Source organism: Ochrobactrum sp. Marseille-Q0166 (assembly GCF_014397025.1).
Lineage (GTDB): Bacteria > Pseudomonadota > Alphaproteobacteria > Rhizobiales > Rhizobiaceae > Brucella.
In genome coordinates this window covers 1,336,789-1,360,049 of record NZ_JACJUO010000002.1, presented here as the reverse complement: position 1 = coordinate 1,360,049, position 23,261 = coordinate 1,336,789, and the positions used below count along the sequence as shown (strand labels likewise).

Here is a 23,261-nt window from a genome sequence, read left to right as displayed (position 1 = left end):
CCAGTTCAATGCGGAGTCGGTTTAGGCCGGTTCCGGCTTTAGAGCATTAGAAACGCTCTAAGGATCTGTTTTTACGCGCATCTTGTTCCGAAAACCGTTTCACACTTTTCGGGATGCGCTCAAGCGGGACGCGCATATGGCTGTCTATCTGGTAAAACGTATCTTTGCACTTGTGCCGGTATTGTTACTGGTGTCGGTGTTTGTATTTCTTCTCCTGAGACTGACGCCGGGTGATCCGGCTGCAATTCTGGCTGGCGATGCTGCCACCACGGAACAGCTTGATCGCATCCGCCAAGCAATGGGTCTTAATGAGCCGATCCTCACGCAGTATTTCACCTGGATGGGTAACATTCTGCAGGGTGATTTCGGCGTTTCGCTGATATCCGGGGTCCCGGTTATCGATATGGTCTCCCAGCGTATCGGACCAACCATTTCAATAGCAATTCTGACGATTATCATCGCCGTTCTCGTTGCGATACCGATGGGTGTGATTGCCGCATGGAAGCATCGTTCATGGGCCGATTATCTCGTCATGAGTTTTTCGGTGCTTGGCTTTTCCGTTCCCGTTTTCCTTGTGGGGTATGTGCTGCTATTGATTTTCTCGGTCAATCTTGGGTGGCTTCCCGTTCAGGGATTCAAGCCGATTTCATCAGGCCTTGGCGGCTTTCTTGAGCGCGCAATTCTGCCAGCGCTGACACTGGCTTCAATTTACATTGCGCTCATTGCCCGCATGACCCGTGCGGCAATGCTTGATGTACTTGGTGAAGATTATATTCGCACCGCACGTGCCAAAGGCGTGAGTGATCGCCGCCTGCTTTTCGTCCATGCGCTGAAAAATGCGGCTGTTCCAGTCGTGACAATCGTTGGCACCGGCTTTGCACTGCTGATTTCGGGCGTGGTGGTAACGGAGAGCATCTTCAATATTCCGGGGATCGGACGACTGACGGTCGATGCGGTGCTTGCGCGTGATTACCCTGTCATTCAGGCGATGATCCTGCTGACAAGCGCACTTTATGTGTTCGTCAATCTGCTGATCGACCTCTCCTACACATTGTTTGACCCAAGGATACGCTACTGATGCGCCCAGAACAGACATCGGCGGGCATGCAGTGGATGCTCCGCTACTTCTCGTTGCCACGCCTTGCGCGTGTTGGCATCGGGCCGCTGATTGCAGGTGTATTGCTGACTGCAATCATAGTTCTCACTCTCATTTCGCCGTGGATTGCTCCGCACGATCCTCTCGCCATGAACCCGATGATGCGGCTTAAGCCACCATCGGATGAATATCTGCTTGGCACCGATAATTATGGTCGCGACCTCTTTTCACGCATGATCCTCGGCGGGCGAATTTCACTGCTGATCGGTCTGCTGGCAGCCGCAGCTTCCATCGGGGTCGGTGTGATTATCGGTCTCATTGCCGGCTTCTTCCGTGCTGCGGATGCCATCATCATGCGTATGATGGATGCTCTCATGGCGATGCCATCGATCCTGATCGCGATTGCTCTGGTGGCTCTCAACGGTCCGTCGATTGGTTCTGTCATCATAGCCATCACCATTCCGGAAATTCCCCGCGTCGTGCGTCTGGTTCGCTCTGTCATTCTGACCGCGCGTGAGGAACCTTATGTCGAAGCAGCACTGGCACTTGGTTCAAGCACACCGAAGATTCTGTTCCGGCATCTGCTGCCCAATACGATGGCACCGCTCATCGTGCAGGGTACTTACATCATTGCGTCGGCAATCCTGACAGAAGCAATCCTGTCGTTTCTCGGTGCCGGTATCAGCACAGAAATTCCGACCTGGGGCAACATCATGGCAGAAGGCCGTCAGTTCTTCCGCATCAAACCATCGATCGTGCTTTGGCCGGGTCTGTTGCTGACACTCTGTGTTTTGTCGATCAATCTATTGGGTGACGCAGCGCGCGATACACTCGACCCACGACTGAAAAAGCGGGAGGGCTGATATGGAACTGCGCAATCGTGATTTCACAAATGAGCCGGTCGTTCTTGACGTCGAAAATCTTGTTGTGGCGCTTCCGGGCGGCATACCAGTTCTGCGGGGCGTAAGCTTTGACATTCGCAAGGGCGAGACCGTTTGTCTTGTAGGCGAATCCGGGTCTGGCAAGTCGGTGACGTCGCTCACCGCAATGGGACTCTTGCCGAAAGATGCGTTGATGGTCAAACAAGGATCGATCAAGCTCGACGGCACCGATTTGCTGAAGTTGTCAGCTGCGGACATGAAAAAGATGCGTGCAACACGTATCTCCATGATCTTTCAGGAGCCAATGACAGCGCTTAATCCTGTTATGCGGGTGGGTGAACAGATCACGGAAGTTCTGGACGTTCATACCAGTCTTTCGTCAGAGGCCAAGCGTGCGAAAGTCATCAACATCATGGAGCAGGTGCATCTGCCGGATGTGGAGCGGATTTATCAGAGCTACCCGCACCAACTTTCAGGTGGCCAGCGCCAGCGCATCATGATTGCCATGGCGCTCATTCTGGAGCCCGTGGTTCTGATTGCCGATGAGCCTACCACCGCACTCGATGTCACCACGCAAAAACAAATCCTTTCCCTTATTGCGGAATTGCAGGAAAAACACGGGACGGCTGTGCTGTTTATCACCCATGATATGGGGGTTGTTGCTGAAATTGCTGATCGTGTCTGTGTTATGCGCAGTGGCGAGATCGTGGAGCGGGGAACCATCCGTGACGTTCTGACATTGCCACAGCAGCAATATACCAAAGACCTGCTTGGCTCTGTCCCAAGCCTCACGCCACGATTGGCGCGTGAACCACAAGGACGGGACGCGGTAATCCGCGTTCACGACCTTGGCATGACATATAAAGCTGGCGGATTGTTCAGCACAAAACCGGGGGTTAAGGCTTCCTATGAAGTAAATTTCGAGCTTCAACCCGGAAGAACACTCGGCATCGTTGGGGAGTCGGGTTCCGGTAAAACCACTGTCGCACGCTCGATCATGCGTCTGATCGAACCGACGGAGGGTGAAATCGTCGTGGACGGGCGCGATATTGCGCATCTTGGAAAACGCGAAATGAAGCCGTTTCGCAAAAAGCTTCAGGTCGTATTTCAAGATCCGTTCCGCTCGCTGAACCCACGCTGGACGATTGAACAAAGCCTGACCGAAGGCCCGGTCAATTACGGCGTTCCTTATGAGGAGGCGGTCGCTGAAGCAAAGCGTCTGCTGAAGATCGTTTCGCTGCCAGAGGATTCACTTAAGCGCTATCCGCATCAGTTTTCCGGTGGTCAGCGGCAGCGTATCGCCATTGCGCGTGCGGTAGCTCTTCGTCCGGATATTCTGGTGGCAGATGAAGCCGTGTCAGCGCTTGATGTTTCGGTACAGGCGCAGGTTCTCGAACTTCTCGCCGAATTGCAGCGCGATACCGGCATTGCGATCATTTTCATCACCCACGATCTGCGTGTGGCAGCGCAGATTTGCGACGAGGTGCTGGTGATGAAGCGCGGTCAGGTGGTTGAGCAGGGCAATGCAGCCGATGTGCTTGGCAATCCATCGCATGAATATACGCGCTCATTGATTGAAGCGGCTCCCGGTCGCTTCTGGGATTTTGCGGCGGGACGCCCCGCCGCCTGACTATCTTCAGTGTTTTAAATAGGAATGAAATTATGCCCGTCATACCGTTTATTAAGGAGAAAGCCGGCGAGATGCGCGCGGTTTTCGAGGATCTGCATCGTCACCCGGAAATTGGTTTTGAGGAACAGCACGCTTCCGGCGTTGTAGCGGGGCTTTTGGAAAAGTGGGGCTTTGACGAGATTCATACCGGCATCGCCAAAACCGGCGTGGTCGGCATTCTGAAAGGCCGTAATCCAGGTAATCGGCGTGTGGGCCTGCGCGCAGATATGGATGCGCTGCCGATCGATGAGATTTCGGGCGTCTCTTATACGTCGCAAAACCCCGGCAGGATGCATGCCTGCGGGCATGACGGGCACACGACCATGCTGCTTGGTGCAGCCCAATATCTTGCGGAAACACGTAATTTCGAAGGTACTGCGGTGTTTGTCTTCCAACCTGCGGAAGAGGGGCTTGGTGGCGCACGCGGCATGATTGCCGAAGGCCTATTTGAACGCTTCCCCTGCGATGAAATCTACGGAATGCACAATCAGCCCATGGGCACACTTGGCAAAGCTTTTATCCGGAAGGGCGCGGCTATGGCCGGTGCAAGCTTCTTTGATATCAAACTGACCGGCAAGGGAAGTCATGCTGCCCAGCCACACAATGCCCGAGATGTGCTGGTGATTGGCGCTGATCTGGTCGGACAGTTGCAGACCATTGTGTCACGCAACATCCCGGCAACTGATGCCTGCGTTGTATCCTGCACGCAGTTCCATACTGGCAGTGCCTATAATATCGTGCCGGAAGTGGCAACCATTACCGGCACCATCCGCTATTTCGAGCAGCGTGTCTGCGATCTCGCGGAAAGCCGCATCCGTGAAATCTGTGCAGGTGTGGCAGCGGGTTACGGCATTACGGTCGATGTCGATCTTCGCAACGTCTTTGATGTCCTGCGCAACGACCATGAACTCTCCGATGCTTATATGGAGGCAGCCCGCGATGTGCTGGGTGAAGACAATGTGAGCGACGATTGCCCAGCCTTCATGGGCAGCGAGGATTTTGCCGATATGCTCGCGCGTGTACCGGGCGCTTACATCAACGTGATGCATGGCGGTAAAGCTGCATTGCATAATCCTGCTTTCGTGCTTGAACCGGAAACGCTGCCTATTGGCGCGTCGATCTATGCTCGAATTGTTGAAACCCGTCTGCCTTTAAATAAGGACTTAGCAGCATGAGCATGCATGAATTGCCATTTAATCTTAATGATATGATCGCGCGCCTGCGACCTTGGATTGAGACAGAAAGCCCGACCTTCGATGCAAGCGCTGTTAATCGCATGGTTGAAGTTGCCGCTTATGATTTTGCTGCGGCAGGTGCCACAATTGAATTCATTCCGGGTCGCATGGGCTTTGGCGGTTCTTTGCGTGCCCGTTTTCCCCACAAGGATCAGGGCAAGCCGGGCATTCTGGTTTCAGGCCATCTTGATACGGTGCATCCGCTCGGTGTGCTCAACATCAATCCCTATCGCCGCGAGGATGGTAAACTTTACGGCCCCGGCATTCAGGATATGAAGGGCGGTAACTTCGTTGCACTTGAAGCCATGCGTGAGATTGCCCGAAGCGGCTTGACTACGAAGCTTCCTGTTACGTTCCTGCTGACACCGGATGAAGAAGTTGGCACACCTTCGACCCGCGATCTGATTGAGCAGGAAGCGCTTAAGAACAAATATGTGCTGGTGCCGGAACCTGCACTGCGTGATGGTGGCGCGGTCGTTGGCCGTTATGCAATCGCGCGATACAATCTTGAGACCGTGGGCAAGCCAAGCCATGCCGGTTGGTTGCTAAAGGAAGGCCGCTCGGCAATCCGTCGTATGGCCGAAAAAATTATCGAGATTGAGGCACTGACGACAGATGATTGCACTTTCTCGGTAGGTGTTATTCATGCAGGTCAATGGGTTAATTGTGTTTCTTCTAGCTGTAATGCAGAAGCTCTCAGTATGGCCAAAACGCAGAAAGATTTGGAAGACGGCGTTGCGCGCATCATGGCATTGGGCGGCGACAAAGACGGTGTTGAGCTGATTGTTACCCGCGGCGTTACGCGTCCGGTTTGGGAGCCGGGGCAGCCGCAGGATATGAAGCTCTTCAACTTTGCCAATGATATTGCAAAGGAAATCGGCTTCACAATGTCGGTCCAGAGTTCGGGCGGCGGCTCGGATGGTAATTTTACCGGAGCTCTCGGCGTGCCGACGCTCGATTCCATTGGCGTACGCGGTGAAGGTCTGCATACGCTGGGCGAGTATATTTTCGAAGACAGTCTGGTCGAACGCGCCCGCCTTCATGCGGGCCTGTTTCTCTCACTGGAATAACAGCCAGAGGTGCGGCCATGGCCGATGCTACAAGATTAACGGCAGTTCACGTCGCGGGCCTGCTTGATGATGTCACGATCAGTGTGGATCATTGGGGCGTAGCCCATATCAGGGCGGAAAACCTGCATGATCTGTTTTTCGCGCAAGGCTTTAATGCCGCGCGCGACCGCCTTTGGCAGATTGATATTGCGCGCAAGCGTGGACTTGGCCTGCTGGCGCGTGATTTTGGCCCCGGCTATCTTGAGCAGGACAGGGCCGCACGCCTGCTGCTTTATCGCGGAGATATGGCACCGGAATGGGATGCCTATGGCCCAGACTCTGAACAGATATGCGCGGCTTTTGCTGAAGGTATCAATTCATATATCGATGCCTGTGAAGCGGGCGAGAGGGCACTTCCGCCGGAGTTCTCTCTGCTCGGGCACAAGCCTGATCGGTGGTGTGCTGAAGACGTTGTGCGCGTACGCACCCATTCGCTGACGCGCAATGCATCATCGGAGCTTTTGCGTTCAAAAGTCATGGCAAAAGCAGGTGTGGAGCAGGGCTCAAAGCTTGATCGGTTGCGCAAGGAATTGTCGCATGATGTGGCACCAAAGCCGGTTGATGGCTTTGACCCCAACATCATGACTGACAGGGTTTTACGCGATTTCCAGCTTGCCGTCAGTCCTGCCACCTTCTCCAAAGAGCGCTTAGCTGCAACACTTGATGAAGCAGGTCTCTGGACGGTTGTTTCGGCGTCCGGCGCCATCGCCCGCGCCTCTTTTGAAGAGGGTTCCAATAATTGGGCAATCGCAGCTGAAAAGACCTCGACCGGGCGACCGATACTGGCGCTCGATCCCCACCGGACTCACGGCCTGCCATCAATCCGTTATGTGGTTCACCTGTCGATGCCGGGCCTTGATGTGATCGGCGCAGGGGAGCCAATGGTTCCCGGGATTTCGATGGGCCATAACGGCACCGCAGCTTTTGGCCTCACCATCTTTGGAGCAGATCAGGAAGATATCTACGTCTATCAGACTGATGAAAACAATCACGACCAATATGCATATCAAGGAAGTTGGGAAAGGTTCACGACGATTACTGAAAAGATTCCCGTTAAGGGACATTCGGATCAAACCGTCGAGCTCAAATTCACGCGGCATGGTCCTGTGCTCTACGAGGATAAAGCGAACAATCGCGCCTTTGGCCTGCGCACTGTCTGGATGGAAGCGGGAATGGCACCTTATATGGCCAGCCTGTCCGTCATGCGGGCTAAAACCTATGCTGGTTATGTCAGCGCGCTGGATGGCTGGGGATGCCCGTCGGTAAATCACATCTATGCAGATACAACAAACACTATTGCATGGAAGCCTTCAGGGGCCACGCCTGTTCGCGAGAATTGGGACGGACTTTTACCGGTCCCCGGTGATGGGCGTTATGAGTGGAATGGCTATCTGGCTGCGCAGTCTGGTCCTGTTGAAGTTAACCCAGAACGCGGCTTTATCGCGACCGCCAACGCCATGAATGTACCTGATGAGTGGACTGCCACCAATCCAGCCATTGGTTATGAATGGCTGGATAGCAGTCGTCACGACACCTTGCATAAAGCGCTGTCACGCAAAGCGCCAATATCGCTTGAAGACTGCGCGCACCTGCAAGCCTCCACTTTTTCGCCCATTGCAGCTCGAGCGCTGAAATGCCTCAAAGAATTGTATCCGAACAGCGATGACCCGGCTGTACTGCTTCTTCGCGATTGGGATGCGGACCTATCGGCAAAATCTGCATCGGCAGCACTTTTTGAAGTCTGGTTGAACAAGTATCTTGGTCCGATTGTTGCAAAGGCAGAAGGTGCTGCCCCGGATGTTGTGCCGCTGCTTATGCCGTTTGATTCACCGAGCATAGTCACATGGCTGGAAAATGCGGAAACCTCCTCCAAGCATATCGCAGCTATTGAGCAAAGCCTCGCCGACGCCTGGACTGAATGCGCCTCTTTGATGGGGGCAGATGCCGCGCAATGGGCTTGGGGCGCCATTCATAAACTTGAACTACGCCATCCGTTACAGTCGTTGACAAAGAACGACTGGTCGATTGCACCGGTAGCCCTGGGCGGCAGCAGCTCGACGCTTAATTATTCCACGTACCGATTGCACGACTTCTCGGTTATAGCTGGTCCATCTGTCCGGATGATCATTGACGTGGGGGAGTGGGATAAAAGTTTGTTTGTCAACAATCCCGGACAATCGGGAGTACCGACATCCCAGCATTATACCGACCTTCTTGAAAACTGGCATGAAAGCAAGCCTTTGCCGATGCTTTACTCGTGGGGCCGCATTGAAGAAAACATAGGAGAAAAGCTTATTTTAAAATCTTCGGTGAAGTGCAAACAAGTGCATCATGCCGTTGATGAGGCTATCTGATTATGCTGCTTCCTGCAAAAGTGTAGCAAAAACTTCGGTTGGCGTCTTAAATCCTAGATACTTCCGCGGCGTTGCATTGAGATTGTGGGCGAGGTCAGTCAACTAAGCCTGACTGACCTACGTCAGGTCAGTATTGCTTGGGTAAATACCGTCGAATCCGCTAGTTGCTGTTCTCAATCGCACCTTTTTGCCAGAGTGAGTTGGGATCACAAAACCTGCTTCTAGTTCCCATTCCGTCCTCCAAAACCGGAGCTTGTGAGGTCAGGCTGAAGCGCGACTTTTCGGTTTGAGTTTACGCAAAACGATGTCTGTTTGCGAAGAGTTTCTGCCGAAAGACTTCTGCAGGTGTTTTGTACCCCAAACATTTGTGCGGTGTATTGTTGAGGCAATGACAGATGAATGCGAGGTCGCGATCACTGAGGGTGAGCGGATCAAAGTCTCGGGGAAGCCAGCGTCTTGTGCGCCTATTGGAGTTCTCAACAGTGCCTTTCTGCCAGGGTGACTGCAGATCACAGAACCATGTTTGAGACCCTATCCCATTCTGCAGATAGGACCATTCTGTAAACTCAGTACCACGATCAAAAGTTATCGATCGGCGGGCCATTTGGGGCAGGGGCTGGAGTACCCTAATCACCCCATCCATAACCGGCCTTGACTGACGATCATTGTTGCGTAGCAACACCGTAAAGCGGCTCACCCGCTCAACCAGAGACGTCACATTGGCCTTGCCAAACCTCTTGCGAAACTGGATTAGGTCGCATTCCCAGTGTCCGAACTGCTTGCGTCTGGCGACCATGTCTGGACGATAAAGAATGCTCAATTCCGGTGGAAAGCGGCGTCCTTGATGACGTCGGGCATGACGTGGGCGTCGTTTGGCACGGCGTTTGGGCAGATATTTCCAAAGCTCTTTTTTTCGACCGTCGGTGGAATACACAAACTGATAGATCGTTTCATGACTGACAGAAACGGGATGCCGCTCCAACCGCATTCTCCCGGCAATCTGTTGCGGTGACCACCCATCGCTGATGTGCTGGATCACGGACTGCCGGAGCTGATCATAACGAATAAGTTTTCGTTGCTTCGAGCGACGCTCATGGCATTTCTGGTCAGCAATCGTACAATAATAGCCGTTTAAATCCTTGATCTCATCATCGTTAAACTGATTGCGTTTCAGTTCACGAAAAATGGTCGAGCGATGCCTTCCAAGCTTCTCAGCAATAACGTCGACGGAAAGCTTTGCAGTGCGCCAGCGCGCTATTCTGCGGCGTTCATCCAAATCAATATGCGAATAGGTGCGCGGTCCATGAAGAGTTCCTTGCATTGGATAACTCATTGTTATCATTTGCAAGTCGCACTTCAAGTTAGAACCCACCCCCGTTATAGGAACTAATCGCATAATATAGGTTATGGAACCTATTGGCATGCAGCGACGGGATTTTGCTCTGAATTTGCTGCAAGTTTACTTATTTCACGGAAGTTGTAGTGAAGATTCTTTATAGTTACACGTTAAATTGAATCCACAACGCTCGGTTAATATTTTCGAGTGCGAATCGTCATTCGATTACAAATACCTGACAGTTCTTATGGAAAAACTCCCGAAACACAGGGGGTTCCGGCTTTCTCGCGATTATGGATTTGCTCTTCAAGTTGGAAATCTCTTTTAGAGAGTACCCATCCCCAAAACTATGTTTTGATAGGATTTCTACAATTAGTATAATTATATCAGTACTTTATGTTCTTTCCTTGCAAGCTTGAATCTTATCCATAAGATGCACTTCATTTCAAAAATTACCGAGGAGGGATTTCTTGTGCTTCGTAAAACTCTACTGACAAGCGTATGTCTTCTAGCGCTCATCAGCGCAGCTTCTGCCGAGGTGGTTCTGAACCGTGGCAACGATACCGACCCGGCAACACTTGATCATCACCGGACTTCTACCGTGTCTGAAGGAAACGTTCTTCGCGACCTTTATGACGGTTTGACTATTCAGAACGCAGACGGCGAAGCCGTACCGGGGGTAGCGAAGTCATGGGATATTTCGGAAGACGGCTTGATTTACACTTTCCATCTACGTGATGATGCGAAATGGTCAAATGGTGATCCGGTAACGGCTGGTGATTTCAGTTTCGCTTTTCACCGTCTGATGGACCCCAAGACAGCTGCCGGCTATGCGAGCATGTTGTTTGTCATCAAGAACGCGGAAGACGTTGCTGGTGGTAAAAAGCCGGTCGATGAGCTGGGTGTTGAAGCCGTTGATGATCACACTCTGAAGGTAACGCTCAACTCCCCTGCTCCTTATTTCCTTGAACTTTTGACACACCAGACGGGTTTCCCGCTGCACCAGAAAAGCGTTGAGGAAAATGGTGACAAGTTCACCACGCCGGGCAAACTTGTCACCAATGGCGCTTATGAACTCGTCAGTTTCACGCCAAACGACAAGATCGTCATGAAGAAGAACCCGAATTATTACGAAGCGGATCAGGTCAAGATTGATACCATCAACTGGATTCCATTCGAAGATCGTGCCAGCTGTATGCGTCGGTTCGAAGCCAAGGAAGTTCAGGTCTGCTCGGACGTTCCAGCCGAACAGATGGATTATGTGAAGAAGAACCTCGCCAATGAATTCCGTATGGCACCGTATCTTGGTGTCTATTATTTGCCAGTTAAGGGCAAGACAGCTGATAGCAAGCTGAAAGACCCGCGCGTTCGTCAGGCCATTTCCATGGCGATCGACCGTGATTTCATTGCCGATCAGGTATGGCAGGGCACCATGCTCCCAGGTTATTCGCTGGTTCCTCCCGGTATCAGCCACTACGTCAAGGATGCGCCTAAGCTCGACTATTCCGACGACATGCTGGATCGTGAAGACAAGGCCAAAGTGCTGCTGAAGGAAGCAGGCGTTGAGCCAAACACGCTTTCGATTGAGCTGCTCTACAACACATCTGAAAACAACAAGAACACGATGGCAGCAATTGCCGATCAGCTTGGCAATATCGGTGTGAAGGCAACGCTCAACGAAACCGAAGGCGCTACGTACTTCAACTTCCTGCGTGAAGACGGCCCGTTCGATATCGCACGCGCTGGCTGGATCGGCGATTACAACGATCCGCAGAACTTCCTCTACATTTCCCAGAGTGATGTCAGCTTCAATTATTCCAAGGTTAAAAACCCGGAATATGATGCGAAGATGGCTGAAGCAGCGAAGATCCTTGATCTGGATGCCCGTGCCAAGGTTCTGGCTGAAGCCGAGCAGCTCAAGCTCGATGATATGAGCAATATTCCTATCCTTTATTATTCCTCGCGCGCTCTTGTGTCTGACAAGATCGATGGCTGGAACGACAACCTTATGAACAGCCACAAAACCCGCTGGCTCTCGTTCAAACAATAAATTTTCAGCTCGGGCTGCGTGTTGTCGCGCAGCCCTTTTTCTTCGTTCCCGCAGGTTCGGAGGATTTCTCATTTGATCGGAGAGTATTTTTTAGTTGTATGGGAGGTTTTAATGGTTCGCGGAGTTTTGCCGCCAGGTGTTTGCCTGACCATTCTCTGCTTGGCTTTATCGGCTGCGGCAGCGATCAATCGTGGCAATGGCACAGATCCTTCCACAAAGATTGCGAATGGCAAGATGTCGGTTGATGAGCTTGGCGTGAAAGCCATTGAGGACAACACCCCGCCCAACACCCTCAATATCCCAACTCTCTATTTCATGGAATCTCTGATCCATAATGGCAGCTTCCCGGTTAATCCAAAGCCGGCCGAGGAATTTGGAAGGAAGTTCATTCAACAGGATCAAATGATCAGCAACAGCGGCTATGAGCTGGTCATCTTCAACCCTAACGACGCGATCATCATGAAGAAGCGCCCATATTATTGGGATGCCAACGATATTCAGATCGATCAGGTCAACTGGATATCGTTTCAGGCTTGGTCCAGCTCTATGCACCACTTTGAGGCAAAAGAAACGGATATCTGTTCAGACTTCGTAGCCATCACGTCAGATATCGGCGAACGGGCAAATATCCCCGCTGATGCGGAGACGATTTTGCTTAAAGATCCAACTGAAACTCCTCAGCTTCACTATTTGTCTACCACACTGATTACTGACAAGACCGAACGCTATGACGACAATCTGATGAATTTGAAGGCCACACGCTGGTTATCGATAAAAGGACAAAAAGAAACAATATCTTAGTTGGGTTTGCCGACTACGTGAATATAGCTGGGCAAAGAAGGGAAAATGAAAATGCTGGGCTACACGCTCCGACGATTGGGTAGTGCGATACCGACTATCTTTATCATTGTCACACTGACTTTCTTCCTTATCCGGCTTGCACCAGGCGGCCCTTTCGATCTTGAGCGCCCGATCGATCCACTCATCCTAGAAAACCTCAAGAAAGCCTATAATATGGATGCGCCGCTCTGGCAGCAGTACCTTATTTATATGGGCAATCTTTTGCAGGGGGATTTGGGCCCGAGCTTCACGCGACGTGACTTTACCGTGAATGACCTGTTTGCGTCTGGCCTTCCTGTATCGGTCATGCTTGGTTCGCTCGGTCTGGTTCTGGCTGCTATTCTCGGCACCCTTCTGGGTACGATGGCAGCACTGAGGCAAAATTCAAGCCTTGACTATTCTGTTGTGGCATTAGCCACTTTCGGTATTACAACGCCTAATTTCGTCGTTGCCCCTCTTTTAAGCCTGCTTTTTGGTGTTATTCTCGGATGGGTTCCGGCTGGTGGCTGGTCGTCGGCCAATGTTCTCTATTGGATATTGCCGGTTCTGACATTGGCATTGCCGCAGGTTGGCGTTATTGCCCGTCTTGTACGCGGTGCAACCATTGAAGCACTGCGCGCCAACCATGTGCGCACAGCGCGTGCTTATGGCCTTCCGGCGCGCGTGGTGGTTGGTGTCCATGCTTTGCGCGCGGCCATGCTGCCCGCTGTATCTTATCTTGGACCGACAGCTGCCGGTTTGCTCACTGGCTCGGTTGTCGTCGAAACGATTTTCGGCATTCCTGGCATCGGTCGTTACTTCGTACAGGGCGCTCTCAGCCGCGACTATACCCTCGTCATGGGCACGGTTGTCGTCATTTCAATCTTTGTCGTTGTGTTCAACTTGATCGTTGATCTTCTTTATGCGTGGCTTGATCCGAGGGTTCGCTATGACTGATTTTACTGCAGCCGTTGAAACAGAAAAGCTGGGTTCAGTACAAAGCCGATCGCTCTGGCAGGATGCATGGCTTCGCCTGCGCAAGAATAAGGCGGCTGTAACAAGTGCTATCGTGCTGATCGTTCTTGCGCTTGTTGGCATCTTCGGTCCGATGGTCAGCCCACATCCCTATGATAAAATCTATCCACAGTTTGTGCGAGTGGCTCCAAGTCTTGAAGCCTATCCGCGTGCCGATACAATTATGCCGGGACTGGAGCGAGAACTTTCGCGCGCAAGGCTTCAGCCAACCGGAGAGCCAGAGCTTACCGGCAACAGTGTTGTTGTTGATTTCACCGCGCAACGTCCAACAGATGAACGAGTCTTGCGTTACTTCCAGCGTTCCGACCTTTTTAGCAATCCGAAGATTGAACTCGCCAGCGACGGACTTTCGGGCAAGCTGACGCTCAATGTGGCGCGCAATTATTTTGTGCTCGGGACTGATAATCTTGGCCGCGATTTGATGACACGCATTTTTATTGGCGTGCGCATTTCGCTAGCCATTGGCCTACTCGCTTCGGCAATGGCGCTGGTGCTTGGCGTCGGTTATGGTGCGATTTCGGGGTATCTCGGTGGCCGTGCCGACAACATCATGATGCGGCTTGTCGATATTCTCTATTCCCTGCCCTTCATCTTCTTCGTGATACTGATGCTCGTCTTTTTCGGGAGGTCGATTTTCATCATCTTCATTGCCATTGGCGCAACCGAATGGCTGGATATGGCACGCATCGTGCGAGGACAAACATTGAGCTTGAAACGGCAAGAGTTTGTGCAGGCGGCAGAAGCACTCGGCGCAACCCGTCGTGGTGTTATCACCCGCCACATCATCCCCAATGCATTGGGGCCGGTTATCGTCTTTGTGACACTGCTCGTTCCAAAGGCTATTCTGCTTGAGAGCCTTCTCTCGTTCCTTGGACTTGGTGTACAAGACCCCCTCACCTCGCTCGGGCTTCTTATCTCGGAAGGCGCTCAGAACATGCGCGGCGCAAGCTGGCTTCTTATCTGGCCTGCCGCAACCCTCACCATCATACTGTTTGCGCTGAACTTCCTTGGCGACGGCCTGCGCGACAGCCTTGACCCGAAGGATCGCTGAGATGACACACGAAAATATTCTGAGCGTTCGCGATCTGCGTGTGACTTTCGATACGCATGATGGCCCGGTTGATGCCGTGCGTGGCATCAATCTTGATGTCAAAGCGGGCGAAACAATCGCAATCGTCGGTGAATCCGGTTCCGGCAAGAGCCAGACCACCATGGCGATGATGGGGTTGCTCGCGCAAAATGGTAGAGCGACAGGACATGCACTTTATCGAGGCCAGGATCTCATCGGCATGTCCGACAAGGCGCTGAACAAGATCCGTGGTGCTAAGATCACCATGATCTTTCAGGAGCCAATGACATCGCTTGATCCGCTTTATCGGATTGGTGATCAGCTGGCAGAACCTCTGCGCTATCATCGTGGAATGAGCAAGAAACAGGCGCGTCCGCGTATTCTGGAGCTGCTTAAACTGGTCGGCATTCCAGAACCGGAGCGCCGCATCAATAGCTATCCCTATGAACTTTCAGGTGGCCAGCGCCAGCGTGTTATGATCGCCATGGCGCTTGCCAATGAGCCGGATATTCTGATTGCAGATGAGCCGACAACGGCACTGGATGTTACCATTCAAGCGCAGATTCTTGATCTACTAGCCGATTTGCAGAAGCGTCTTGGCATGGCCGTGGTTTTTATCACGCATGATCTGGGCATCGTTCGCCGCTTTGCCGACCGTGTTTATGTGATGCGTTCGGGTGAAGTGGTGGAAACAAACGAGACAGAAAAGCTTTTTACCGAACCAGAGGATCCCTATACCAAGATGCTGCTTGATGCTGAGCCAGAAGGCGAGAAGCTGTCTCCACCTGCAGAGGCTCCCGTCTTGATCCGGGCTGATAATGTGAAGGTGAACTTCCTTATCAACAAGCCCTGGCTAGGTGCCGCTACCTACATGACGGCAGTAAACGATGTCTCACTAACGTTGAAGGAAGGCCAGACCATCGGGATTGTCGGTGAATCCGGTTCGGGCAAATCGACGCTTGGTCGTGCTATCCTCCGTCTTCTCGCATCAGATGGTCGGATTACCTATCTGGGCAAAGAACTACCGATTGAATCGCAGGCAATGCGTCCTAAACGCCGAGAGCTTCAGTTGGTGTTTCAGGACCCGTTCGGATCGCTCAGCCCACGTATGACGGTGGGGCGGATCATCACCGAAGGCCTGCTTATTCATGAGCCGAACCTTTCGGCAAAGGAGCGGGATCGCCGTGCACAGGAAGCGCTTCGCGAAGTTGGCATGGACCCGGCAATGCGTAATCGTTACCCGCACGAGTTCTCAGGCGGCCAGCGCCAGCGTATCGCCATTGCGCGCACGATGATCCTGAAACCAAAGGTGATCGTGCTTGATGAGCCGACCAGTGCACTGGATCGTTCTGTGCAGAAACAGATTGTTACGCTATTGCGCGATTTGCAGAAGGAACACGGCCTTTCCTATCTCTTCATCAGTCACGATATGGCGGTCGTTCGCGCTGTGTCCGACTATGTGATCGTTATGAGAAACGGAAAGATAGTCGAACAGGGCGATACAGAACAGGTTTTCGATAACCCTCATGAGGATTATACGAAGGCTCTTATGGCCGCAGCTCTGAGCGAAGAACGTTTTGGAACCTGCAATTAAAGCAATAAAAACGGGGCCTTGTCCCCGTTTTCTTATTAAATGATAGAAGAATAAAACACTTAGCTATATTTGCCGCTTTCACCCCATTCGCTATAACAATTTTACCGGTCGGCATTTCTATGCGTTTTCTCATGGTAACGCAGAGAGGAATATGCGAAAGCAGTTTTCAGGGCGTTTTTGTGCTGCTTTGTGTTAGAATAATCATATGATTGATCTGTTTTCCAAGCTCGAAACTCGAGAAAAGCTTGCCGACGGCGCCGTTCTTTTGCGAGGTTTTGCCCTGGCAAAAGAAGTCGAAATTATTAGGGCCATACAAGCTGTTGAGAATGATTCACCGTTTCGAAATATGACAACGCCCGACGGGTTTCGCATGTCGGTTGCCATGACCAATTGCGGTAGTTATGGTTGGGTCTCGGACCGCAAGGGATATCGTTACAGCGCCATTGATCCTGAAACAGAAAAGCCGTGGCCTTCATTACCGGAGGCATTTCGTGACCTAGCAGAACGCGCGTCAGCAGAAGGCGGCTATTCTGATTTTTCGCCGGATGCCTGTCTCATTAATCGTTATGAACCCGGTGCAAAAATGTCTTTGCATCAGGATAAGGACGAGAAGGATTTCACCAATCCGATTGTTTCTGTGTCACTCGGACTACCTGCGACGTTTCAATTCGGAGGATTGCAGCGCACTGATCCGGTGCGCAAATTCGTGCTGCATCACGGCGATGTGGTGGTTTGGGGTGGCCCGTCACGCCTCTTTTATCATGGAATTCTAAAACTGAAGGATGGTGAGCATCCGCAGCTTGGCCGGAATCGTTATAATCTTACCTTCAGAAAGGCTAAATAAATTTAATAAAACGCTTAGATAGAACGCTTTATCACATTGATTTAACAAACATTTTTCAGAAAACCGTTTCATCCATCTCTGGATGTAGTCAAAATTGTTGACCTCATCGCTGTTATACGCATTTTAGCATGAATCGCATAAGTGTGTTCGACTTTCCATCCTAGGGGACACAACACCTGCGGAAGTCTTTCGGCAGAAACTAGTCACAAACAGAAGGCGTTATCTGTAAACTCAGACTGCAAAAGTCGCGCTTGAGCAAGACCTCACGCACTAACTAATCAAGAAATTTAAAGTAAATGCGCCCGGATTTATGATCTGAAATCCGGGCACCTTTTTATCAGTTAAGCGCTTTGTCTCGCGTTTCCACGTTGATGAAGAAGGCAATAATACCGGCAAGCGCCAACAAGCCTGCAAACATTGCAACAGCCGTATTGAAGCTCTGCGTGACGACAATTGCCAATGCCGAAGGTGCAAGCAACCCGCCGAGGCGCGCCATTGCGCCTGCGGCGCCCATGCCACTTGCACGCAAGGCCGTCGGATAAAGCTCCGGCGTGAACGCGTAGAGCGCTCCCCATGTCCCGAGGAGAGCGAAGCTCATGATGAGGATTGATGCGCCAACCAGAGCAGAGCTTCCAGCGACAGTGAAAAGTGCGCAGGCAGCGGCACTGATGAACAAAAAGCCAATCAGTGTTTTACGGCGTCCCCACGCCTCGACACCATAAGCTGCGAGCGCATAGCCCGGTAGTTGGGCCAGAGCAACAACCACCAAAAAGCCATATCCGCGTACGAAACCAAAGCCTTCGCCTGCCAATTTAGCAGGTATCCATGTGAAGATGCCATAATAAGACACCGACACGAGGAACCAGATCGCCAATGTGGTCAGTGTTCGCTGGCGCAACTGAGGCGATAGCAATTTTTCGTCTGTTACCAGAAGCGGTGCTTCAAGGATCGCTTTTGGCGAAAGTTCAGGTTTACCATTCTTGCGCAGCACACGGTTCATGACCGTCTTGGCTTCTTGGGCTTGCCCCGTCTTCATTAAATGCATCGGCGATTCCGGCACCCAGAAACGCAGCCAGATGCCGATCAGAGCAGGTGCAGCGGTAACGACGAAGATATAGCGCCACGCATCGGCAACACCTGCAAGGCTCGCAGCCCAAGCAGCCAAGGCTATAATCACCGTACCAACGGCCCAAAACCCTTCCAGCATGACAAGCCAGCGGCCGCGATTTTTGGAGGGCAAAAACTCTGCCATCATTGCGTAATCGACCGGCAAGGTACCGCCGACTGCGATGCCGGTAAGGAAACGCAGGCCAAGCAGAATTGCAAAACTCGGCGAAAAAGCTGATAGCAACCCAAAAACTGCATCGCAACCGACTGTAATCAGCAAAACACGACGACGACCATACTTGTCAGCCAGTCGTCCGAAAGCTGCTGCGCCAATCAGCATACCTAAAAAGAAGAGCGTCCCCGTCTGTAAGGCTTGTGGGACTGTAAGGCCGAATGTCATGGCGATTGATGCTGCCGTAAAGCCGACGGCAAGCACTTGCATAGCATCTGCAGCCCAAACCAAACCAAACACGCCGAGAAGATTGCGCTGGAAAGGGCCGATCCCGGCCTGATCAAGCGTTTGTTCAATGGTAACTTTCATGCCGGATAGATCCCCTTGTTCGGCTGAAATCTCTTAACGTCGCTGTTGCTGCGCTTTGAAAGGTCGAGTGTCAACACATAGAAACTAAACCAGCATACACTTTTGCTTAATTTGAGCATAAGTATCTCGAACTGTGATTTTATCGCCACGGTTGCGCACGGTTTGCAGGAGGCTGATATTGGTTTATTTCAAATCCACCATCAATGAAGAGACAACAAAATGAGTCTGACAGCGCGTGATTTTGGTATCGTTTGCGGGACCTTGCCAACGGGTGAGCTAAACACAATCACCGATGTGCCGGGCGTGCTGGTTGGGCACCACTCTTTACGCGATGGCGATATAAACACAGGCGTTACGGCCATTTTGCCTCATTCGGGCAATGTTTACCGCCACAAACTTCTCGGTGCCGTTGATGTCATCAATGGATTTGGCAAAAGTGTTGGTTTGACACAGGTTGAAGAGTTGGGAAGCATCGAGACCCCTATCCTGCTCACCAATACATTTGGGGTCGGCACCTGCGCAAATGCTCTCATAAGAGAAGCGATAAAATGCAACCCAGATATTGGTCGAACCACCGCTACGGTCAATCCAATCGTGCTTGAATGCAATGATGGGCCTTTTAATGACATTCAAGCGATTGCACTAAAAGAAGAACATGCACTGCTGGCACTCAAAGATGCCAAGAGTACCTTCAAGCAGGGAAATGCCGGTGCTGGCACCGGTATGACATGTTTTGGCTTTAAGGGCGGCATCGGGAGTGCCTCGCGTCATTTTAAACTGGATGGTGCGGAATATCATCTCGGTATTCTGGCGTTGACCAATTTTGGTCGTTCAGGTGATCTTGTGCTGCCGGATGGCCGGAGGCCCTCACCCAAAACTGTAGCTGACCCAGAAAGAGGTTCGGTCATCCTTGTTCTGGCGACAGATGTGCCGCTGGAATACAGACAACTAAAGAGGGTGTCTAAACGATGTGGGGCGGGGCTGGCCCGACTCGGTGCCTTTTGGGGTAATGGCAGTGGCGATATTACACTCGCGTTCTCCACCGCGATCAGTTTCGACCATGATGAAACTCGGGATATCATTCCAATGCAAAGCCTGAATGAGAATCGCATCGACATTCTTTTTCGGGCTGCGGCGGAATCTGCACAGGAAGCCGTATTGAATTCAATGTGCGCTGCTGAAACTTTTATTGGCCGCGGTGGAAACCGTCGTATTTCACTGGTTGAGTGGTTAAGGCAATCTGAGACTCATTGAGTCTTCCAGTGCGTATCTTTCAAACATTTTACATACCTGTTCATAATAACAGTCAACAAGCAGGCTTCTGATGTTTCAAATTAGAAAATACCTATAATGCATTGAAATTAAATTTCTTTATTCCTAAATACACATTGTTTCGGATTTTTCTTATACGCGATACACCAAAGAAATTTGTCGTTTTTGAGCAAATTATGAAGGGGGTTGTTAACCTTCATTTTCTATTACTAAGGCTCATTCGGGCGACATATCTATGGTTCAGGTATCATGCGTAATTTGAGAGAAAATCTTCCCCATAATGATGGCAATCGTGCAGACTCTTCTTCAGAGCAGAAGACACAGCGTGATCCGTTGGGAGCGCATTCGCCAAACTCGGATGGCATGTGGAAATCGTATTTTTCGCTCGGCGAAAACGTGAGATTTACCCGCACGCCAGAAATTGAACTGGTTCGCCGTCGTGGTGAAGATCTACCAGATATCAATGGGCGCAAAAAATCTACCGCTATTGAAGATGCTCCGGTTGAGGTCGCCAAAATCGCTGAAGCTCAGCCAATGGCTGTAGCTGCTCTTCAGCAGTCTGTTTCACAGAATTTGGTTCGCACCCCGGTCGCGCCTGTGCCACCTGTCTTGACGAACATTCCCGTTGATGGCCTCGATGAGCCTGCCCAAGTAGCGCCCGTTCATACTGCCTCTTCTGTTGAAGCCGCGCCTGAAACAACTGTGGCTGCATCTGCCTTAGCATTTGCACATCTGTCAGACTTTGCCTTTTGGGAAAGCTTTGATTTTGATACTGCGCCCGTTCAGCCTATTTTTGTTCCCGCAGCGGTTGCAGCGCCAAAGCCTGCTGCGCCGACGGTTGAATCGATCATTGCACGGTTCCGTACTGTTGAATGGAACAAGGGTAAGCCTCAGGAGGCACCTGCTGCTATCGTCGAGCAACCTGCTTCTGTCGCTGAAATTATTCAGCCGGTTGAGGCTACTCCAGTTCCACAGCCTGTTACGGCCCCTGTTGCAGAAGTGAAGATTGAAACGCCTGTTGCACCTGCCCAAACAGCTGCACTTCAGCCATCTGTCGAAATCATTGCTGACGTTGTTGGTGAAGCAACGGAAGATGAAATCGTGCTGACGACTACGGCCGAAGCAGAAGAGCATGTTGTCGAAGACGTCGTCGCTCCTGCACCTGTTATGGAAGCGCCGAAGGTCGAAGCTCCAGTGAAGGCAGCTCCTTCAATCGCTCTATATCAGCCGCAGCCCCTCCCCCGTACGGAAGCTGTCGTCATGCATGGCGACTATGAGTTTCCTCCGCGTGAACTGCTGCAGGAACCCCCGTCACTTGATGGCAATGTTATCACACAAGAAATGCTGGAGCGCAGTGCAGGCCTTCTCGAAAGCGTGCTGGAAGACTTCGGCGTGCGTGGCGAAATCATCCATGTTCGCCCCGGCCCTGTCGTCACCCTTTATGAATTTGAACCGGCTCCCGGCGTTAAATCATCACGTGTGATTGGCCTTGCTGATGATATTGCGCGTTCCATGTCGGCACTGTCTGCTCGCGTCGCTGTGGTTCCGGGTCGTAACGTCATTGGCATCGAACTGCCTAATGCGAACCGCGAAACTGTCTATCTGCGTGAAATGATTGACTCTCGCACGTTCGAATCTTCGAACTATCGACTGCCGCTTTGCCTTGGCAAAGGCATTGGTGGCGAGCCGATTATCGCTGAACTTGCGAAAATGCCTCATCTTCTCGTTGCCGGCACCACCGGTTCGGGTAAGTCTGTTGCGATCAACACGATGATCCTATCGCTGCTCTATCGCTTCAAACCCGAAGAATGCCGCCTGATCATGGTTGACCCGAAGATGCTGGAACTCTCCATCTATGATGGTATTCCGCACCTGCTCACGCCAGTTGTGACCGATCCGAAGAAGGCCGTTGTGGCTTTGAAGTGGGCCGTGCGCGAAATGGAAGACCGCTATCGCAAGATGGCACGTCTAGGCGTACGCAACATCGAAGGCTTCAATCAGCGCGCGGCGTCTGCCAAGGGCAAGGGCGAAACCGTGATGTGTACGGTGCAGTCCGGCTTTGACAAGGAAACCGGTGAAGCAACCTATGTTCAGGAAGAACTTGACCTGACCCCAATGCCATATATCGTCGTGATCATTGACGAAATGGCCGACCTGATGATGGTTGCCGGTAAGGACATCGAAGGGGCAGTGCAGCGTCTTGCACAGATGGCGCGTGCTGCTGGTATCCACCTTATTATGGCAACGCAGCGCCCTTCGGTCGATGTTATCACTGGCACGATCAAAGCCAACTTCCCGACCCGTATCTCGTTCCAGGTCACATCGAAGATCGACAGCCGCACCATTCTTGGTGAAATGGGTGCCGAACAGCTTCTTGGTCAGGGCGACATGCTGCATATGGCCGGTGGTGGCCGCATTGTCCGCGTCCATGGACCATTCGTTTCTGATGAAGAAGTTGAAAAGGTCGTCAACCATCTGAAGGAACAGGGCCGTCCAGATTATCTGGCGACCGTCACTGAAGATGAAGAAGACGACGATACCGTGCAGGATGCAGCAGTCTTCGACGCATCGGCCATGGGGTCAGAAGACGGCGATGATGTCTACGAACAGGCTGTGAAAGTCGTCATGCGCGACAAGAAGTGCTCGACCTCTTACATTCAGCGCCGTCTTGGCATCGGCTACAACCGAGCAGCTTCGCTCGTCGAGCGTATGGAACAGGAAGGCCTTGTCGGTGCTGCCAACCACGTCGGCAAGCGTGAAATCCTGACTGGCAATCGCGACTAACTGATAAATTTGCTCGCTATAAAGCCGGGTCGTGCAAACGATCCGGCTTTTTGTTATTCAGATGCAACGGCTTACGCAGGGTTGTATTTGGTACTTGTCAAGCACCCCAATAAGGTTAATACTTAGTTTATTCGCACATTCTTGACGACTGGACGGAGGAGCCCGTGGGGCTTCTGCCGAGCCCCAAAATAGGGAGAATGATCGATGAGAAGCATCACAATTGGACCGAGTGCAAAGCCAACACCTGTAACAAAACAGATGCTGCAGAATGCTCAAACTCAGATGCAAAAGCCTTCTGAAGATAAAACACAGGTTTGCAATGTTCTTCGTCTTTCCAAAGGCGGCTATTCACATCGCAGACGCCGCGCACATAAAAACACATAATTAAATCTTTATAATATTCAGGCGCCGCATCCGGTCAAATGGATGCCGGCGCTGTTTCTTATTCATCAATCACGTTCTTTTG

At 51.7% G+C, this 23,261-nt stretch carries 17 protein-coding genes; 15 read left to right on the top strand and 2 right to left on the bottom strand.

Annotation, left to right across the window (positions count from 1 at the left end; all coding sequences use genetic code 11):
• The first annotated feature begins 136 nt into the window (after nucleotides 1-136).
• The 6 genes from H5024_RS17635 to H5024_RS17610 are packed head-to-tail and all read left to right on the top strand — an operon-like array spanning nucleotide 137 to nucleotide 8,344.
• Complete coding sequence (locus H5024_RS17635) at nucleotides 137-1,078, top strand: ABC transporter permease (RefSeq protein WP_187548401.1); 942 nt, start codon at nucleotides 137-139, stop codon at nucleotides 1,076-1,078.
• 35 nt (nucleotides 1,079-1,113) lie between these two features.
• On the top strand, nucleotides 1,114-1,959 hold the full coding sequence (locus H5024_RS17630) for an ABC transporter permease (RefSeq protein ID WP_247875378.1): 846 nt from the start codon (nucleotides 1,114-1,116) through the stop codon (nucleotides 1,957-1,959).
• A gap of 1 nt (nucleotide 1,960) precedes the next feature.
• Entirely contained in the window at nucleotides 1,961-3,607 is a 1,647-nt protein-coding gene (locus H5024_RS17625; protein WP_187548397.1) for an ABC transporter ATP-binding protein, read from the top strand.
• 32 nt (nucleotides 3,608-3,639) lie between these two features.
• Nucleotides 3,640-4,821 carry a M20 aminoacylase family protein gene (locus H5024_RS17620; protein WP_187548395.1) on the top strand — a complete coding sequence of 394 codons (1,182 nt, stop codon included), beginning with the start codon at nucleotides 3,640-3,642 and terminating at the stop codon, nucleotides 4,819-4,821.
• Nucleotides 4,818-5,951: a M20/M25/M40 family metallo-hydrolase gene (locus H5024_RS17615; protein WP_187548393.1), complete on the top strand. Its 1,134-nt coding sequence runs from the start codon at nucleotides 4,818-4,820 to the stop codon at nucleotides 5,949-5,951. The genes H5024_RS17620 and H5024_RS17615 overlap by 4 nt, the downstream gene beginning before the upstream one ends.
• A gap of 17 nt (nucleotides 5,952-5,968) precedes the next feature.
• A complete protein-coding gene (locus H5024_RS17610) occupies nucleotides 5,969-8,344 on the top strand; it encodes a penicillin acylase family protein (protein ID WP_187548391.1) in 2,376 nt (791 codons plus the stop codon).
• A gap of 292 nt (nucleotides 8,345-8,636) precedes the next feature.
• On the opposite strand, the gene H5024_RS17605 is transcribed toward H5024_RS17610, so the two are convergent.
• Complete coding sequence (locus H5024_RS17605; protein ID WP_187548389.1) at nucleotides 8,637-9,665, bottom strand: IS30 family transposase; 1,029 nt, start codon at nucleotides 9,663-9,665, stop codon at nucleotides 8,637-8,639.
• Between the two features lie 487 nt (nucleotides 9,666-10,152).
• On the opposite strand from H5024_RS17605, the gene H5024_RS17600 reads away from it, so the two are divergent.
• From H5024_RS17600 to alkB, 6 genes are all read left to right on the top strand, one after another.
• Complete coding sequence (locus H5024_RS17600) at nucleotides 10,153-11,730, top strand: peptide ABC transporter substrate-binding protein (protein ID WP_187548388.1); 1,578 nt, start codon at nucleotides 10,153-10,155, stop codon at nucleotides 11,728-11,730.
• A 72-nt stretch (nucleotides 11,731-11,802) separates the two neighbouring features.
• Nucleotides 11,803-12,531 (top strand): ABC transporter substrate-binding protein, encoded by a 729-nt coding sequence (locus H5024_RS17595; protein ID WP_247875331.1) that lies wholly within the window; start codon nucleotides 11,803-11,805, stop codon nucleotides 12,529-12,531.
• A 51-nt stretch (nucleotides 12,532-12,582) separates the two neighbouring features.
• Nucleotides 12,583-13,506, top strand: coding sequence for an ABC transporter permease subunit (locus tag H5024_RS17590; protein ID WP_187548387.1), 924 nt, complete (start codon nucleotides 12,583-12,585; stop codon nucleotides 13,504-13,506).
• Nucleotides 13,499-14,635 (top strand): ABC transporter permease subunit, encoded by a 1,137-nt coding sequence (locus tag H5024_RS17585; RefSeq protein ID WP_187548386.1) that lies wholly within the window; start codon nucleotides 13,499-13,501, stop codon nucleotides 14,633-14,635. Before H5024_RS17590 ends, H5024_RS17585 begins: the two co-directional genes overlap by 8 nt.
• Before the next feature lies 1 nt (nucleotide 14,636).
• Nucleotides 14,637-16,247, top strand: coding sequence for an ABC transporter ATP-binding protein (locus H5024_RS17580; RefSeq protein WP_187548385.1), 1,611 nt, complete (start codon nucleotides 14,637-14,639; stop codon nucleotides 16,245-16,247).
• 205 nt (nucleotides 16,248-16,452) lie between these two features.
• Nucleotides 16,453-17,091 carry a DNA oxidative demethylase AlkB gene (alkB, locus tag H5024_RS17575; protein ID WP_187548384.1) on the top strand — a complete coding sequence of 213 codons (639 nt, stop codon included), beginning with the start codon at nucleotides 16,453-16,455 and terminating at the stop codon, nucleotides 17,089-17,091.
• Between the two features lie 337 nt (nucleotides 17,092-17,428).
• Here the strand turns inward: alkB and H5024_RS17570 are convergent, their stop codons facing one another.
• Entirely contained in the window at nucleotides 17,429-18,739 is a 1,311-nt protein-coding gene (locus H5024_RS17570; RefSeq protein ID WP_187548383.1) for an MFS transporter, read from the bottom strand.
• Nucleotides 18,740-18,958: 219 nt separating this feature from the next.
• Between H5024_RS17570 and H5024_RS17565 the strand changes: the two genes are divergently transcribed.
• From H5024_RS17565 to H5024_RS17555, 3 genes are all read left to right on the top strand, one after another.
• Nucleotides 18,959-19,993 (top strand): P1 family peptidase, encoded by a 1,035-nt coding sequence (locus H5024_RS17565; RefSeq protein ID WP_187548382.1) that lies wholly within the window; start codon nucleotides 18,959-18,961, stop codon nucleotides 19,991-19,993.
• Between the two features lie 267 nt (nucleotides 19,994-20,260).
• Nucleotides 20,261-22,795, top strand: a complete 2,535-nt coding sequence (locus H5024_RS17560) for a DNA translocase FtsK (protein ID WP_187548381.1) — start codon at nucleotides 20,261-20,263, stop codon at nucleotides 22,793-22,795.
• Between the two features lie 204 nt (nucleotides 22,796-22,999).
• Entirely contained in the window at nucleotides 23,000-23,179 is a 180-nt protein-coding gene (locus H5024_RS17555) for a hypothetical protein (protein ID WP_187548380.1), read from the top strand.
• Nucleotides 23,180-23,261 lie beyond the last annotated feature (82 nt).

Coding starts and splice junctions, on each gene's coding strand:
- H5024_RS17635 (WP_187548401.1), top strand. CDS start 137: ATGGCTGTCTATCTGGTAAAACGTATCTTTGCACTTGTGCCGGTATTG.
- H5024_RS17630 (WP_247875378.1), top strand. CDS start 1,114: ATGCTCCGCTACTTCTCGTTGCCACGCCTTGCGCGTGTTGGCATCGGG.
- H5024_RS17625 (WP_187548397.1), top strand. CDS start 1,961: ATGGAACTGCGCAATCGTGATTTCACAAATGAGCCGGTCGTTCTTGAC.
- H5024_RS17620 (WP_187548395.1), top strand. CDS start 3,640: ATGCCCGTCATACCGTTTATTAAGGAGAAAGCCGGCGAGATGCGCGCG.
- H5024_RS17615 (WP_187548393.1), top strand. CDS start 4,818: ATGAGCATGCATGAATTGCCATTTAATCTTAATGATATGATCGCGCGC.
- H5024_RS17610 (WP_187548391.1), top strand. CDS start 5,969: ATGGCCGATGCTACAAGATTAACGGCAGTTCACGTCGCGGGCCTGCTT.
- H5024_RS17605 (WP_187548389.1), bottom strand. CDS start 9,665: ATGCAAGGAACTCTTCATGGACCGCGCACCTATTCGCATATTGATTTG.
- H5024_RS17590 (WP_187548387.1), top strand. CDS start 12,583: ATGCTGGGCTACACGCTCCGACGATTGGGTAGTGCGATACCGACTATC.
- H5024_RS17585 (WP_187548386.1), top strand. CDS start 13,499: ATGACTGATTTTACTGCAGCCGTTGAAACAGAAAAGCTGGGTTCAGTA.
- H5024_RS17580 (WP_187548385.1), top strand. CDS start 14,637: ATGACACACGAAAATATTCTGAGCGTTCGCGATCTGCGTGTGACTTTC.
- alkB (WP_187548384.1), top strand. CDS start 16,453: ATGATTGATCTGTTTTCCAAGCTCGAAACTCGAGAAAAGCTTGCCGAC.
- H5024_RS17570 (WP_187548383.1), bottom strand. CDS start 18,739: ATGAAAGTTACCATTGAACAAACGCTTGATCAGGCCGGGATCGGCCCT.
- H5024_RS17565 (WP_187548382.1), top strand. CDS start 18,959: ATGAGTCTGACAGCGCGTGATTTTGGTATCGTTTGCGGGACCTTGCCA.
- H5024_RS17560 (WP_187548381.1), top strand. CDS start 20,261: ATGCGTAATTTGAGAGAAAATCTTCCCCATAATGATGGCAATCGTGCA.
- H5024_RS17555 (WP_187548380.1), top strand. CDS start 23,000: ATGAGAAGCATCACAATTGGACCGAGTGCAAAGCCAACACCTGTAACA.